Annotated in this window: 13 protein-coding genes; 8 read left to right on the top strand and 5 right to left on the bottom strand. The window is 66.2% G+C overall.

Annotated features, from left to right (window positions below):
- Positions 1 to 680 precede the first annotated feature (680 nt).
- Positions 681 to 1193, top strand: coding sequence for a conjugative transfer protein MobI(A/C) (gene mobI / locus F1643_RS03065; protein ID WP_194910612.1), 513 nt, complete (start codon positions 681 to 683; stop codon positions 1191 to 1193).
- 674 nt (positions 1194 to 1867) lie between these two features.
- Here the strand turns inward: mobI and F1643_RS03060 are convergent.
- Genes F1643_RS03060 through istA form a run of 3 tightly spaced genes read right to left on the bottom strand, consistent with a single transcriptional unit; the run spans position 1868 to position 4832 of the window.
- The gene (locus tag F1643_RS03060; RefSeq protein ID WP_255542337.1) at positions 1868 to 2488 is read right to left on the bottom strand and encodes a plasmid pRiA4b ORF-3 family protein; all 621 of its coding nucleotides are present in this window, start codon (positions 2486 to 2488) and stop codon (positions 1868 to 1870) included.
- 44 nt (positions 2489 to 2532) lie between these two features.
- The gene (gene istB / locus F1643_RS03055; RefSeq protein ID WP_194910610.1) at positions 2533 to 3309 is read right to left on the bottom strand and encodes an IS21-like element helper ATPase IstB; all 777 of its coding nucleotides are present in this window, start codon (positions 3307 to 3309) and stop codon (positions 2533 to 2535) included.
- Positions 3306 to 4832: an IS21 family transposase gene (gene istA / locus F1643_RS03050; RefSeq protein WP_194910608.1), complete on the bottom strand. Its 1527-nt coding sequence runs from the start codon at positions 4830 to 4832 to the stop codon at positions 3306 to 3308. Before istA ends, istB begins: the two co-directional genes overlap by 4 nt.
- Before the next feature lie 86 nt (positions 4833 to 4918).
- On the opposite strand from istA, the gene F1643_RS03045 reads away from it, so the two are divergent.
- The 3 genes from F1643_RS03045 to F1643_RS03035 all read left to right on the top strand — a co-directional run bounded on the left by F1643_RS03045 (position 4919) and on the right by F1643_RS03035 (position 6974).
- The gene (locus F1643_RS03045) at positions 4919 to 5281 is read left to right on the top strand and encodes a hypothetical protein (RefSeq protein ID WP_194910606.1); all 363 of its coding nucleotides are present in this window, start codon (positions 4919 to 4921) and stop codon (positions 5279 to 5281) included.
- Positions 5282 to 5770: 489 nt separating this feature from the next.
- On the top strand, positions 5771 to 6298 hold the full coding sequence (locus F1643_RS03040) for an MbcA/ParS/Xre antitoxin family protein (protein WP_194910602.1): 528 nt from the start codon (positions 5771 to 5773) through the stop codon (positions 6296 to 6298).
- Positions 6299 to 6413: 115 nt separating this feature from the next.
- Positions 6414 to 6974, top strand: coding sequence for an RES family NAD+ phosphorylase (locus F1643_RS03035; RefSeq protein ID WP_194910599.1), 561 nt, complete (start codon positions 6414 to 6416; stop codon positions 6972 to 6974).
- Positions 6975 to 7074: 100 nt separating this feature from the next.
- Here the strand turns inward: F1643_RS03035 and F1643_RS03030 are convergent, their stop codons facing one another.
- Entirely contained in the window at positions 7075 to 7920 is an 846-nt protein-coding gene (locus F1643_RS03030) for an SMC-Scp complex subunit ScpB (protein ID WP_194910597.1), read from the bottom strand.
- Between the two features lie 10 nt (positions 7921 to 7930).
- Positions 7931 to 8899 (bottom strand): DUF1403 family protein, encoded by a 969-nt coding sequence (locus F1643_RS03025; RefSeq protein ID WP_194910595.1) that lies wholly within the window; start codon positions 8897 to 8899, stop codon positions 7931 to 7933.
- A gap of 175 nt (positions 8900 to 9074) precedes the next feature.
- Between F1643_RS03025 and F1643_RS03020 the strand changes: the two genes are divergently transcribed.
- The 4 genes from F1643_RS03020 to F1643_RS03005 all read left to right on the top strand — a co-directional run bounded on the left by F1643_RS03020 (position 9075) and on the right by F1643_RS03005 (position 14651).
- Positions 9075 to 10106 carry a tyrosine-type recombinase/integrase gene (locus F1643_RS03020; protein ID WP_194910592.1) on the top strand — a complete coding sequence of 344 codons (1032 nt, stop codon included), beginning with the start codon at positions 9075 to 9077 and terminating at the stop codon, positions 10104 to 10106.
- A 1363-nt stretch (positions 10107 to 11469) separates the two neighbouring features.
- Positions 11470 to 12687: a HAMP domain-containing sensor histidine kinase gene (locus tag F1643_RS03015; RefSeq protein WP_194910590.1), complete on the top strand. Its 1218-nt coding sequence runs from the start codon at positions 11470 to 11472 to the stop codon at positions 12685 to 12687.
- Positions 12688 to 12805: 118 nt separating this feature from the next.
- Positions 12806 to 14242: an RAD55 family ATPase gene (locus F1643_RS03010; RefSeq protein WP_370540445.1), complete on the top strand. Its 1437-nt coding sequence runs from the start codon at positions 12806 to 12808 to the stop codon at positions 14240 to 14242.
- The gene (locus tag F1643_RS03005; RefSeq protein WP_370540444.1) at positions 14190 to 14651 is read left to right on the top strand and encodes a response regulator; all 462 of its coding nucleotides are present in this window, start codon (positions 14190 to 14192) and stop codon (positions 14649 to 14651) included. The genes F1643_RS03010 and F1643_RS03005 overlap by 53 nt, the downstream gene beginning before the upstream one ends.
- Positions 14652 to 14653: the final 2 nt, after the last annotated feature.

Raw genomic sequence — 14653 nt, 5'->3', positions numbered from 1 at the left:
TGACGGACGGCTTTGCCAACCCGTTGTTCTATACCTCCCCGAAGGCGAATTTGAGGGTCGAGTATCCAGTGTCGTCCCTGATGGTGAACATGGCGGCACACTTCCGAAAGTTGCTCTGGCGGTTCACTGCAGTAACCTATGAGCCACGCCAGCAATTTCGAATCGCTCGGCGCGCCGCCGAAAGACGATGGAGATCGACGCCTTTCTCGGCTCCTGGAGCAAAGTGCCTCTGGCGGTGCACTGGAGGTGCTCTGGCGGTATTGGAGGCGATCGAGCACAGCCTTAGACCCCGGCTACTGGGCGCAAAGTGCCTCTGGCGGTGCACTGGCGGTATCGGAAGCGGTGGCGTACAGCCCCGGGCTTCGGTTAGCGGGCGCAAAGTTCCTCTTGCATACGACTGGCGGTACCGGAGGCGGTGGAGCGCTGCCCCATGGGACTGAAAGATGACGATTTCCGCTGCCTTTCGCCGGCGCGGCGCGGCGACGCTGGGTGGTAGCCTTGGGGTTCCTTTCCCAACTATGGTGCGATCGCATGCCCCGACGCCTTCCTCCTTGTCTTGGACCAGCCTCCTTGGCCGCTTGGTCTGCCGGCCAATGGAGTTCTAGCCCCGTTGGCCGTTCTCCCATTGGCCGCCCCTGCGCTGGCCAACCAGTTAGGAAGTTGGACCGGAGCTCGGCGCCATGACGCTGGTCGAAGACATGCGAGCGGCGCTCGCCCTGGAGCGCGCCCTGATGGTGGAACGCGGCAATGGCCTAGCCCAGGCCTTCATCGTCCATCAGCAGCAGGCCAAGGAGTTTTATCCTTTCAGCGAATGGGGCCAGTATACCCTGCGGGTGCGCGAGCGCCGGGTGGTGGTCAGCTTTGAATGGTTTCGGACCGAGTTTCGCGGAGTTCGGGGGCATCGGCGGATGATCTACCATACGGTGGCGCGCGGACTGGGCCCGCGCTACCCCGACAAAGCCTTCCAACACGCCCCGGCTTGGGAGCGTCAGCTCATCCAAGAGGTTGAGAACACCTTGGAGCAACTGCGGCGCCGGGCAGAGCTCATGCTCAAGATCGAGCAGCACCTCAAGGAATATGAGAGAAGCTGCATGAAAGGCGATCCGCTCGCCATTTACGATCGCCCGTTGCGGGAACCGAAAGACGATGAGGACGAAGAGGACAACGATAATTGGGCCAATGTGCCGTTCTGAAGGGCTGAGACACGGCAGGGGGCGCGAACTCATCGACGACCCGACGCAGACATAATGCTCATCTTCACGCGTAACCGCTCCCCGTTCAATGTGGGGAGCGGATGACGGATACTCCCGACACAACCGCTATCTGGCGCACGTGGTACATCGGACTGTGGCGATCTCAATCCGGTGGGTGAAAGTCAGGGGCTTCGGGCCGAAGGCAAACCGCCGACGGATGGACGAGAGCTGGCTGTGAGGCAAAACGGCCCGATACCCGCTGACGTCTTTTCCTGATGCGCAGATTGGGGAAAGGGCGCTCATCAGTGGCCTGGAAGTGGAGTTCAGCCCTCTGCCGTCACGAAGCACGATGATCGCGAAGATGGCTGGGCTCGCAGCGAGCTACCATCAGGTCGAGGAGGCGGCGCGACAGCAGAGGGCCGCAGGGGAAGCCGCACCCCCGGCTCTCTGAATGGGATGGGGTGAGAGCTTCCGTTTCCGGGAAAATCGCTATGATGGAAACAGGCTGCACAACAGGAGGCGCGTGAACGCCCCTTGCCCCCTGGACACGCATCGCACACCTCAGCGGGCAGGCATGTTGATCGCAGAGTTGGGGCACAACAGCGCCCTGTGTGCAACGACAATTTCGATGTCCGGCGGACGTCAATTACCTTGTCCTGCCGCATGTGGATCGGTCAGTCGTAGCGTAAGAGTGCCGCTCGACGTTTTGCGGATCGAACGGCGGCTCGAACCGCCCGATCGGTTTTGGTGAGGTCAAACTTTTCCGGGTGAAAGGCGCGTCCTGCCCATCGCTTCATATCGGCATGTTCTGGGTGGCTTGGGTCGTGAAAGACCTCAAGGAAGTCAGCGTAGCCATGGACGCCGCCAACGTCCTCCGGCGGCCGGGAGCGTGCGCCATCGATGCAGGCGGGGTACTTGCGATCGGCTTCGGGCAGCAGCACCGTTTCAGCCTCGATCCGATGATGCCAATCGTCGCCGAAGTCGTAGAGATAGAGGAACGGCGGCGGGTTGGGCAGGAAGTCGAACAGGCGAACATCGTCCTCCGGCAAGGCCAGGCTGTCGTCGTCGAAAGCGTCGGCGTTGAGCAGGTCGGGGTCGCCGAAGCGCAGGCCGCCAATTTCGAACTGATGCAGGTGATAGTCGAGCCAGCCAAAGGCGGCCTGGATGATGTGGTGCAATTCGGCCAGCGTTGTCTTGCGCGGCACCAGCAGGCGCCGCCAGATCGGCGGGTCGATGCCCAGGATCGTGATCTTCAGTTGAACGATGGTCGGAGGCTCGTACATGGCCGCCATCATGCCGCCGCGTACGCCCGGCGACAATTACGCCGTTGTGGCGTCGATTACCCTTCGGAGGTCCTCGGGTCCCGGGCCGCGGCCAGGGCTGAGCGGCGGCGGTAGCTTTCCGTGTTCAACTCCAGGATGGTGGCATGGTGAACCAGTCGGTCGATGGCGGCGACGGTCATCGCGGGATCGGGGAAAATCCCGTTCCATTCGCTGAAGGGCTGATTGCAGGTCAAGATCAAACTTCTGCGCTCATAGCGTTCGGCGATCAGCTCGAACAGAACGGCGGTTTCGGCCTGGTCCTTGCGAACATAGCCAAGGTCGTCGAGGATCAGGCCGTCGAAGCGGTCGAGCCGGGCCAGCAGGCTTGGCAATGCCAGATCGCGCCGTGCCGCCTGAAGCTTCTGCACGAGATCGGTGGTCCGGGTGAACAGGACGCGCCGGCCGCCCTCAATGAGCGCTGTGCCGATGGCGGAGGCGACATGGGTCTTGCCGACGCCGCTGGGGCCGAAGATCAGCAGGTTGGCGCCGCGCTCGATCCAGCCGTCGCCTCGGCCCAACGCCTCGATGTGGGGCTTGCGGATCGTCGGCACGGCGGCGAAGTCGAAGGTGGCCAGCGTCTTGCCGGCGGGCAGCTCCGACTCGGCCATGTGGCGGGCGATGCGGCGTTCGCTGCGTTCGGCCAGTTCGTGCTCGCACAGGGTGGCCAGGAAGCGTGCGGCTCCCCAACCCTCCCGGTCGGCCCGTTCGGCAAAGCCCGGCCACAGTCGGCCGATGGTCGGCAAGCGCAGGGAGGACAGCATCACGGGCAATTTGGCGGCGTCGATATCGGTCATGCGGGCTCCGGATCGGCGGTGGAAGGGGCCGGCCGCAGAAGGCTGTCGTATCCGGCGAGATCGGGTGGCGCCACGGTGATCAGCGGCACGGCGGCAGGTTGCGGAGGCGCCACAACCGTCCGGGCAACCTCAAGATCGGGCAAGTCGCCGCGGTCGAGCACGGCGTCGAGATGCTCGGCCAGGGCGGCCTCGCAGGCGCCGGTAGCGGCCAGATGCAGCAGGCCGACGTAGACGCGACAGGCTCTGCGATCGTCGAGCCTTTCGTCCAGCACCTCCCAGGCTCGGCGGAAGGCTGGGCGGGGAAAGAGTTCGTCGCGGAAAACGGAGCGGCGGAATGCCTGCGGCTTGCGCACCAGGGACGTGGCGAGGTGACGGTAATCCACGACCCGATCGCGCTGCTTGCCTTTGGGATGCTTGCGGGTGAGCGTCAGCACCTGGGTCGTGCCCAGCCAGGAGAGCAGCCGGTCATCGTAGAGGTGCACCTTGAGCCGACAGCCCACGAGGCGGGACGGCACGGTGTAGAGCACCTTGCGTACGGAAATGGTGCCGCTGCGGGTCACGGTGACGGTGGTGGTGGAGAAATCGGTAGTGCGGTGGCGGGGCAGCGGCTTGAGCTCCGGCAATTCCACCTCCAACGCCTTTCGGCGGCGGGCGTTCTTGCGGGCGACGGTATCCTGCAGGAAAGCCTGGTAGGCGGGGATGTCGGGGAAATCGCGCGATCCCCGCAGATCGAGGGCGTCGCGCAGGGCTGCCTTCAAATGTCCATGGGAGGCTTCGACGCTGCCGTTCTCATGAGCGACGCCGGCGTTGTTGCGGGTCGGGGTCATGCCGTAGTGGCGGCAGAAGGCGGCGTATCCGGCGGCTTCGTCGTCCTCGGCCGTCAGGTTGCGGTAGGCGGCGGACAGGCGGTCGGTGCGATGGGTGTGAGGAACGCCGCCGAGTTGCCACAGCGCTTCCTGAAGCCCTTCGGTCAGCGCGGTAAAGCTCTCGCCACCCTGGACGAGCTTGACCGACTCCCAGCCGCTGTAGGCCAGCCAGAAATGGTAGAGGAGATGGTCGAAGGGAGCGCCGTCGATGGTGATGCCGAGGCTGGCGGTCTCGGTGAAGTCGGACAGGGCCTGATGCCCCGGGGGATGATCCTGGCGGAAGATCAAATCCTGCTCGGGGCCTTCCGTGGCTCGCCACAGCGCGACCCGGCGCTGGAGCGAGCGCAGCATGCTGTCGGGATAGTCGCCGGGATGGCGGCGCTGGAGCTCCTCCAACAGCGTGGTCGCCCGGATGTGCGGAGCCGAGCGCAGGACCGGCACCAACTCCTCCGCCCAGACCCCGGCGAACGGATCCTCGCGGGTGCGCCAGGTCCGTTCCCCCGGCCGTTGGCTCGGCAGGATCGGGTCGGCGTCGATCCGCCGTGCCGTCCGCTCGCTGAACCCGGCCTTCGCCGCTGCCGTCGCTTGACCGCGTCCTTGCCTGCGCTCGTCCATGTACCGCCTGACCTGTCGGTCGGTGATCCGCGCTCCCGTCATCAGCCTCTCCCCCGTGATCACGGGGGAGAGGCTGATGACGGGGCCGTCTTCCGGCCATTCCAATCGTCGTTAGGCGGTCATCGTAGTTGGCGTCGTGCAGCCCTGTTCGTGGCGTGCCGTTTCAGGAGATGGGGCTGGGTTTTGAACAGGTTCTGCTGCGCGGCGTTGTTATGGGGCTCAAACGAGAGAGGTTCGCGATGGAGGCTTCCGTGACCGAGCTGAAGGGCAGCGTCGACCAGCTCGATGCCTGCGTTTCCACCCTCGACCGTAAGATGGACGCATTTGAGCTCAGGCTCAGTGCCCACCTCGACTTGGCCAAAGCCGAGATCATCAGCGAGAAGCGACGTAATAGCCTCGACCTCAGACGGGCGATAGACAATCAGCTCAAGCTGGTGGGCGTGCTGGGCGCCCTGATTATTATCCTCACACTTATCAAAAAGCTGGCCTGACAACACACAGGCAGGCGCGACACACAGTCCCCCTGGTGGCAAGGACTTCTCCCCACCAGGGGGAGACCTGCCTCCTCGCCTCACCGTCCATACGCGACACCGAGGACGCAGGCCATGGGCCAGCCCGTCGCCACCCTCGTTGCCTTGGCCGGGCTGGCGTCCGGCTTTGACGATCCCGCGACCGGCGAGGAGGACTGCTGGCCTCCAGCATCCGTTAGGACGCCGACGGTTGAGGCTGGGCCTACACGCTGCTTGGCATGGAGGTCGTCGCGGCACCGAGCCGGACGAAGGCTGCATCGTCGCCTTGACGCAGACGGTGCGCCATGCCCGTTTCTCGGCGGAGGCTCAGACCCTGCGGAAAACCAAGGCACCCTCATGCGAGGGGACAATCGGCAGAGTGATGGCCTGGCGGAGCCGGCCGATCGTCGGGTTTGACAACGTCCATATTTGGACTATATGGTCTGAATATGGACCAATGGAGTCCCACCCATGCCCGCTCGCGCCAACCGCATCGCCGTCCCGGTCACCGCAGGTCCATCTCTCCTCCGCCCTGACCGGTTCGCCCCATCCAAGCGTCGGCACCTCAGCGCGCCGGGTCTGCGGACTTTCCTGGCCATCGCCGACCACTGGGGCTGGACGGAGGCCGAGCGCCTGCTGGTTCTGGGCTCACCCGGCCGCTCGACTTACTTCGGCTGGGCCGCGAAGGCGCGTGACGGCCAGGAATTGACCTTGCCGGTCGACGTGCTGTTGCGCATCTCCGCCGTCCTCGGCATCCACAAGGCGCTGATGATTTTGTTCGGCTCGGAAACGGCGGCGTTGGACTGGCTAACCAGACCGCACGATGGGCCGTCGTTCGGAGGCCAGCCGCCGATGGCCCTGGTCACCAACGGCACCATGGACGGGCCCATGCTGGTGCGACGCTACCTCGATGCCGCGCGCGGGGGCGTTTTCGGACCGCCCGGTACGATGGACGAGACGAGCACGCCCTATGGCGACGACGACATTGTGATCGTGTGAGAGCGTGGTGATTACCATTGCCATACCGCAATCGACGCACCGCCTGATCCCATCGCAGTTCCCACCGATCCCCGCCTTTGACAGCGTGACGCGGCCAGACGATTTGGAGGCTGTCATGGAACTGGAGGGCTGGACCAACGACCGTCTGGTCCAGGAACGTGTCGCCCGGCTTCCCCGCAACCAGTGGGTCTTTGGTGTCCCCAACGCCTCCGTGGTGATGGCCGCCTTCCTGCACGCCGCTCCCGCCGGTAGGCGCTTCAACAGCGGCGATCTCGGCGCCTGGTACGGGGCGTGGACGCTCAAGACTGCCATCGCCGAGGTCGCCCATCACCTCCGGCGCGAGGCGGTTCACCGCCGGCTTGCGGAAATGCGGTTGACCTACCGCCTCTACACCGCCCGCCTCGACGGCGACTTCCTCGACATCCGCGGCCAGAGCAGCGTGCGACCCGACTTGTTTGCGGCGGGAGACTACCGTGCCTCCCAGGCCTTCGGCGAGGCGGTGCGCCGGGCCGGGCAGGCCGCCGGCATCGCCTACGACAGCCTGCGCCACCGCGGGGGCATCAATGCCGTCGCCTATCGACCGCGCCTGATCCAAGAGGTGACCCAGGCGGATCATTACGAGATCACTGCGCCCGTCGAGGGGACCGTGGTCACGCGCCGGAAGACGCGCCGCTGACAGAGACGGAACGGCAACAGCACGCACTGCTGTTGGTCGATGAGACGTCGCAGATCAGGCCCGGGAGCGCACCCACCTGCCCCTGTCTCTTCTGGTGGCTTCATCTGGTCCGACGGCTGCGTCTACCGGCTTCATCAGGGGGAACATCCTCATCGTCGTCGGGCGTCACGGCGTTAAGCCGTGCCGTCACCCGGCCCGCCGCGGCAGCCACCTCGGCCAGAGGGCCAGTGAGGTCGACAGTCGGTGAGCTTGGTTGGGCTGGCCGCCGGGCCGATGGGAGCGATGCTCGCCCCACCGGCTCCGGAGAAGCCGGCGCGCCGGCGGGGGTGCCGTCGAGCACACCGGTGTCGGCCAGCCCCATCGCCCGTAGATCGTCCAAGTCGGGCAGATCGGCCAAGCTCTCCAAACTGAACTGGTTGAGGAAGGCGTCGGTGGTCACGAAGGTCAGCGGCGCCCCCGGACGCGGGCTGCGCGGCCCCGGCCCCACCAGCCCCGCCGCGCGCAGACGGCCAACAGCGTCGGCATCGACGGTGCGGCCGAGCAGGCGCTCCAGATCGCGCCGGGTCAGCGGCTGGTGGTAAGCGATGGTGACGAGCAACAGCTGGTCGACGGGGCCGAGAGCGGGCAGGGCGGGGCCGCCAGGGCGCACCGCCCGCAGCACCGGGGCGAGGTGGGGGTGGGTGCGGTGATGCCAGCCGCCGGCGACCGCCACCAGGTCGTAGGGCCGGGGGCGCAGCTCGGCGCGGATGTCGGCGATCACCGCGTCGAGCGGGCAGTCGTCGCCGACCACCCGTGCCAGCACCGCCCGCGGCACCGGGGTTGGCGAGGCGAAGATCACCGCCTCGACCCGGCTCATCCACTCGCGCCACCGCAGCTCGGGCGGCAGGTCGGCCAAGGCCCGGTCGAACGGCAGGTCATCAGAGGCCTTTGCGGGAGGCGGTGCCATGGTCCCTCGCTTAAAGCCCGTAGAGGCGGGCGGTGGGTCGGCCGGTCAGCTCGCGGACGGCGCCGAGGGCGACCAGCCGGTCGAACAGCCGGCGGGCGGCGCGCTCGGGGATGAGGTCGCGCACCCCGGCCACCGACACCGCGTCGCGGGCGAGCAGCCGGTCGACCACCCGCCCGGCGGCACGGGCGCGCAGCCGTGGCCGCACCGCCTGCAGGGCGGCGGCGCGGTGGCCGAGCAGGGCGAAGCGGTCGAGCGCCCGGGCGCTGCCGCGCAGTATCACGGCGGCGAGCGTGGCCCCCTCCAGGGCGCTGAGGTCGACGCGCCCCTGCGGCGGCAGGCCGAGGCCGATCAGCGGCAGGCCGTAGGGCCAGCCGAGCCAGCGGGCGAGGACGAGGTCGGCCGCCCACACCGCGAGGGCGTCGCGGCCAGGACGGACCGCCAGCACCGGCTGGAGGGCGGCGGACACCGCCACCAGGGGGCAGGGGAGGGCGGCGGCGGTGGCGAGCGTCTGAGCAAGTTCATCCGGCACACCGCCGCTGCGGGCGCCCAGCCCGGCGATCAGGGCGGGCAGCTCACCCCAGCGGGGCCCCGGCGGACCGTCTGCCAGCCAGAGATGGGCGCCCAGCACCGGAGCGGCCGGGCCGGCCGGCGGCGCCGGACTGAGGGCAACGAGATCGCGCAGGGCCGCCTCGTCCTCGGGACGCCCGCTGCGGGCAATGGCAGCGGCCGCGGCCGCGAGCGCCAGACGGTTGGCCCAGGCGCCGGCGTGCGGGGCCGCCGCCGTGACCGCGGCATCGAGCACGGCGAGGGCGGCACCGAGCTGGGCGGGCCCGGCGGGGGTGGGGTGGTCCGCTCCGCCGCGGTCGGGAAGGCAGCGGGTCGCCCAGGCAGGGAGGTGCAGCGGGAGGACGGCGGTGGGGGAGGGCGGCGTCATGGACCAGGACAGGGCAGGGGGAGGAGGGCAGGCGGGGGACAGCATTTTTGGGATCGGCCGGACGGGGATCGGCGCTTTTTTCGGGTTATAGCACAGAAAAGCGCCGGAGCTAAGGAACCGTCAACTATGTCCGATAAGCTTGGCTTATCGGACATGACAAACGCCGGGCCACCGGCTATGCTCGGGACCAGAATTTTCCGCTCTGGATGCTCACTCGGCCATGGCCTCAGACACGGTTCCCGCTCCCGCCCTCTCGCAGGATCAGGCACTCGACCATCTGTCCGAGTTGGCCGACAAGGCCCGGGCCTACGCCCGCAACGCCAAGGCCGAGAACACGCAGCGGGCCTACGCCGCCGACTGGCGCCACTACAGCGCCTGGTGCATGCGCCGCGGCGTTCCTCCAACGCCACCCAACCCACAGGCGATCGGCCTTTACCTCGCCGACCTCGCCTCCGAGGCGGCATCAGCTGGCCGCCGCTCCCGCTCTGCGGCAACGGTCGAGCGCCGCCTGTCCGGCTTGGCCTGGACCTTCCGCCAACGGGGCTGTCCGCTCGACCGCGGCGACCGCCACATCAAGGAGGTGCTGGCCGGCATACGCCGCAGCCACGGCCGCCCGCCGGTCCAGAAGGAAGCCCTGCTTGCTGACGACGTGCTGCGCATGCTCGGTTGTCTGAGCAGCGATCTGCGCGGGGTGCGCGACCGCGCCATCCTGCTGCTCGGCTTCGCCGGCGGGTTGCGACGCAGCGAGATCGTCGGCCTCGACCATGGCGCGGAGGAGACCGCCGACGGCTGCGGCTGGGTCGAGGTGCTGGAGGGTGGGCTGGTCCTGCACATCCGCGGCAAGACCGGCTGGCGCGAAGTCGAAGTCGGCCCGGGCAGCACGCCGCTGAGTTGCCCGGTGGCGGCGCTGAAGAGCTGGATGGAGTTGGGCCGCATCGCCCACGGACCACTGTTCCGCCGCATCGCCCGCGACAGGAAGCAGGCCCTGACCGATCGACTGTCCGACAAGCATGTCGCCCGCTTGGTGCAGGCGACCGCGCTTGCCGCCGGCATTCGCAGCGACCTGCCGGAAGGCGAGCGCCTTCACCGTTTCGCCGGCCACTCCCTGCGGGCCGGGCTGGCCACCGCCGCCGAGGCAGAGGAGCGCTTCGTCCAACGCCATCTCGGTCATACCTCGGCCGAGATGACCCGGCGCTACCAACGCCGCCGCGACCGCTTCCGCATCAATCTCACCCAGGCGGCTGGTTTGTGAGGGGGGCAGAAATTTCGTCAGCATCATGACACATGATCAACCCCAGTATAATATAACAAACTTGAGGATTGTCCGATGATTCAAGAACAACACATGTAGTTTATTTGACGGAATTATCTTGCCACTATTTGAAGAAGGTGGAATGACCGTCCACCACATCACTTCAGTCCAACTGAGGTTGGGTAACTATTGCAGCGGTTTGGGCTCACGTATCCCTTCGCGCCTGATCCTCGGTCGAACGGCACCAGCGAAAGCGAGTGGCACGAGTTACTGATGGCATAGACGGACAAACTGGTGGTTCTCAGTGCCCCAGAAAGCTTGCTCGCGACCGTCTGCGCGGTAGAGTGAAGCGTTGCTGCCGAAGCCGTAGAGCCGACGGGGGGTGGCGCTCTTCGTGAATGGCACCACAGTTGGGCCGCGGTTTCAAGGAGGAGCGCAAATGCCCCGATCGCCCACACGCCCAGTCCTCCACCGGTTGGCAATGATCAAACCCACTCCCGCCGAACGCGATCGTTGGCTCCCGCAAGCCCGGCGGCACGGCTTGTCCTTACCGGAGTTCCTGCAGTTGCTCGGGATGCGCACCGCCGCGTCAGCGACCATCCCCGCCATTCCGCCGAACCGGTTCGTCGTCAGACTACCTGGCCGCCAACTGCGCCGTTGCCTTGGGCGCATGCTGAACTTGGCCCAGGTGCAACGCCGTCCTATTCTTCTCTGCGGCTCGCCCAGTCCAGGCATTGGCCGGCGTATCCGGAGCCACCGGCTCACCCAGTTCCAACCGCGCTTCCGAGACCTTTACGCTGTTCTGCCGATCCCGCCGCTGCCATACCACCGTCGCTCACTGCGACCATTCGGATCCGCCGCTCCAAAACCGACCAGGAGGGGCAGGGCGCCGAGGCTTGGCTGTCGGCTGAGGCGGTAGGTCGGCTTCAGCGGGCACAGCTTGCGCGTCGGCGCCGCCCAGGACCTGTTGGCAGCCGGCGTCGACCTGCCTGGGCTGATGCAGGCGGGACGCTGGTCCTCGCCGGTGATGCCGACCCGCTACACCGAGCGCCTGCGGCAACGCGTGGAGCCGTGGCTCGGGTCCGCAGAAAGAAGACCGAGAAAGCATGAACCTAAGGTTTCGCTTGTTACGTTTTTATTAACCATACTGTGCAATGGTGCCTTTCAAACGAAAACCCAGAACCCGACTTGCAGCCATCGGTGATTGCGATGGCTCGGCGGCGCCTTTGGGGCACTCGACGGGATGATGGCCGATGCAGGCGCCACCGCAACGCCTGCGCAGCCCCATCGCCTTCGACATGATCATGAACCATGCCATGGCCGGCGGTTGAACCTGACGCGACCTTCAAGGGAAAGTTCTCCGATGGGCGTTCTCCACATCGATCGGGCCGACGCGCCGCGCGCCGCGACAACCGCCTGCGCCGGACAGCACATCATCGCTCTGGCCCGGCGGCTCTCTTACGCCGCAACCCTTGAGGAGGTGATGGGCATGGTTGCCCAAACCGCACGTCTGGTGCTGCAGGCGGACGGAATCACCTTCGTGCTGCGAGAGGGCGACCGGTGCCACTACGCGGAAGAGGATGCCATCGCTCCGCTCTGGCGGGGCAAACGGTTCCCGATGAGCGCGTGCATCTCCGGACACGTCATGCTGACAGGCGAGGCGGTGTCCATCGCGGACATCCACAAGGATAGGCGCATTCCGCAGGATGCCTACCGGGCGACATTCGTCCGGAGCATGGCGATGGTGCCGGTCCGCAAGGAGGACCCGCTGGCGGCCCTTGGCGCTTACTGGCGCGACTGCCGGGCCGTACCGGACCATGATCTTGAGCGGTTGCAGGAAATTGCCGACACCGCCGCCCTGGCGATCCTCAACCTGGCCCTGCGGCGCACCGACCGCCAGCAGGCCCGGTTCGTGTCGGCCCTGACCCACAGCCTTCATCAGCCGCTTCAGTCGCTGTATCTTCTGGCCGGCGTGCTGGACAAGCAGGTGCGGGAGCCGGCCGCACGGGCGACCCTTGGGCGGATCGACTGCGAACTCACCGACACCCGTTCCCTGCTCGACGATGTGCGGACTCTGAGCGGGTGCGCAAGCGGCGGTGTCGCGCCTGTCCTCACCGACGTTGCGGTCGCCGACATCCTGCATGGCGTGGCGGCGGGTCACAGCGCCGCTGCCGCCGCGAAGGGGGTGCGGCTTTCAGTCGTTTCATCCGACGCCATGGTGAGGAGCGAGCCGGCGCTGCTGGCTCGGATGCTCGGTTGCCTCGTGGACACGTCCATCCGCCACACCGACCGCGGCGAGGTTCGCGTCATGTGCCGCGAAGACGGCGACCTCCTGCGGATTTCAGTCGACGACACCGGGACCGGGGTTGCGGCGGACGGATTGGACCTGATCATGGACACCCCTTTCCCGCCTGACGGAGCGCAGGGACGCCGGCATCCGATGACGTTGCGGCTGTCCATCGTCAGAAGCCTCGGCGCCCTTCTCGGCCACGGGGTCGAGATCGCCTCGCGCCAGGGCAAAGGCTCGCAGGTCACCCTCTCCATCGCTCTGTCGAGGGCGTTCACACCCTCGCCCCGGTAGTCCGATCGGCCGCTTGGATTAAACCTGAAGATGATATAGACATCTAACCAATGGCGGTTTGACGGTTTTTTGACGAGCGGCCGGAGGCTCGCAGGTGTCGGGAACGAGTGAGCAGAGCATGATGGAACGGATTTCCACCGGCATCCCCGGTCTGGACAAGGTTCTTCAGGGTGGGCTCCCGGTCGGCTCGGTGTTCATCGTGCAAGGATCGCCGGGTGCCGGAAAGACGGTGATGGCCAACCAGATCTGCTTCCAGCATGCCACCGGCGGGGGGCGCGCGGTTTACGCGACCCTGCTGGCCGAAAGCCACGACCGCCTGCTGAAGCATCTCAGCCCAATGGAGTTCTACCAAGGCGACCATGTTCCGTCGTCGATCTATTACGTCAGTTGCTTCGACAAGCTGATGCGCGACGGGCTGCCCGGTATCCTGGAGTTTCTTGCGTCCGAAGCCAAGGCCCGCAAAGCATCGCTGCTCGTGCTCGACGGCCTGTTCGTGCTGGAGGAGACGGCGCAATCCGCCTGCGAGTTCCGCAAGTTCATCAATGATCTGGCGATGCTCGCCAATCTGCTCGGCTGCACGATCCTTCTGCTGACCAACAGCGCGCGCCAACCGTCCAGTCCGGAATACACCATGGTGGACGGCTGGATCGAACTGGCGGTGCGGAGCAAGGCGACCCGTTCGTACCGCACGCTGACCGTGCACAAGGTCAGGGGCAGCGACTTCCTTGCCGGCCTGCATGTCTACACGATTTCGAAGGCCGGCCTCACCGTGCTGCCGCGGTTCGAAAGCGTGCTGGCGGATGCGTCGTACGCCGACGTCGGAACCAAACGCCTGGGAACCGGCGTGGGCGACCTCGACACGATGCTGGACGGCGGGCTGCCCTGCGGCTCCGCCACCCTGATGCTGGGACCGACCGGCATCGGCAAGACCACACTCGGCCTGCACTTCATCTCGCAATGCACGCCAGCGGAACCTGGGTTGATCTTCGGCTTCTACGAGAATGCCGCCAGGCTGAAGCGCAGGGCGCAGAGTTACGGGATCGATCTCGACGGCCTGATGGCATCCGGCGCGGTGGAGATGATCTGGCATCCACCCACGGAAAACTTCCTCGATCAGTTGGGCTACGAGATTCTGGAGACGGTTCGACGCCGCCAGGTGGCGCGCCTGTTCGTCGACGGGATCGATGCCTTCGCGCAATCGGTCATCTTCCAGGAACGCCTGCCGCCGTTTCTCACCGCACTGACCGGCGCCCTGCGTGAGGAGGGTGTGACCACCGTCTATTCGATGGAGCTTCCGTTCCTGATGGGCGGGGAACACCAGATATCGTTGGGGAGCATTTCCGCGGTCGCGGAAAACATCATCCTGCTGCGCTATGTCGAGCAACAGGCCCAGATGCATCGCACACTCACGCTGGTCAAGGTTCGGGAGAGCGACTTCGACCGGTCGGTCAAAGAATATTATATCACCAACCGGGGCGTCCAAATTGGAAGCGCCCTATCTGGTGCGGCGACCGTGTCTGCCGGAATCGATACCGCCTCTCCGAACAGCCTTTAGGCCGCCGACGACGGCAACCTACTCCGCTCCGCAATCCCGAGGCCACATACTGATCGTCGAGGATGAATCGGGGATCAGAGCGGCCATGACGCTGGTCCTCGAAATGGAGGGTTTCCAGGTGACCCAGGCGAGCGATGGCCGCCGCGGACTGCATTGCCTGATCGAATCGGTCCCTGACGTCGTGTTGTCCGACTACATGATGCCCTATATGAACGGCATCGAAATGATCCGCGAAATCCGGGCGAAGCCGGAATTCCAAACCTTGCCGGTCGTGCTGCTCACCGCCGCCATCCCATCCGAGCCGGATTACAAGAGCCTCATCGACGCGTTCCTGGAAAAGCCCGTGGATGTGCCCACCCTGGTCAGCACCTTGCAGCGGCTGGTCGACCGCAGGCCCTCCGGCAACTGACA

The organism is Azospirillum sp. INR13 (assembly GCF_015390205.1).
GTDB lineage: Bacteria > Pseudomonadota > Alphaproteobacteria > Azospirillales > Azospirillaceae > Azospirillum.
The sequence above is the reverse complement of the archived record's forward strand: the minus strand, read 5'-3'. Positions and strand labels throughout refer to the sequence as shown.

Excerpts from the sequence above, each read along its gene's own strand:
- mobI (WP_194910612.1), top strand. The coding sequence starts at position 681 with ATGACGCTGGTCGAAGACATGCGAGCGGCGCTCGCCCTGGAGCGCGCC.
- F1643_RS03060 (WP_255542337.1), bottom strand. The coding sequence starts at position 2,488 with ATGATGGCGGCCATGTACGAGCCTCCGACCATCGTTCAACTGAAGATC.
- istB (WP_194910610.1), bottom strand. The coding sequence starts at position 3,309 with ATGACCGATATCGACGCCGCCAAATTGCCCGTGATGCTGTCCTCCCTG.
- istA (WP_194910608.1), bottom strand. The coding sequence starts at position 4,832 with ATGACGGGAGCGCGGATCACCGACCGACAGGTCAGGCGGTACATGGAC.
- F1643_RS03040 (WP_194910602.1), top strand. The coding sequence starts at position 5,771 with ATGCCCGCTCGCGCCAACCGCATCGCCGTCCCGGTCACCGCAGGTCCA.
- F1643_RS03035 (WP_194910599.1), top strand. The coding sequence starts at position 6,414 with ATGGAACTGGAGGGCTGGACCAACGACCGTCTGGTCCAGGAACGTGTC.
- F1643_RS03030 (WP_194910597.1), bottom strand. The coding sequence starts at position 7,920 with ATGGCACCGCCTCCCGCAAAGGCCTCTGATGACCTGCCGTTCGACCGG.
- F1643_RS03025 (WP_194910595.1), bottom strand. The coding sequence starts at position 8,899 with ATGCTGTCCCCCGCCTGCCCTCCTCCCCCTGCCCTGTCCTGGTCCATG.
- F1643_RS03020 (WP_194910592.1), top strand. The coding sequence starts at position 9,075 with ATGGCCTCAGACACGGTTCCCGCTCCCGCCCTCTCGCAGGATCAGGCA.
- F1643_RS03015 (WP_194910590.1), top strand. The coding sequence starts at position 11,470 with ATGGGCGTTCTCCACATCGATCGGGCCGACGCGCCGCGCGCCGCGACA.
- F1643_RS03010 (WP_370540445.1), top strand. The coding sequence starts at position 12,806 with ATGATGGAACGGATTTCCACCGGCATCCCCGGTCTGGACAAGGTTCTT.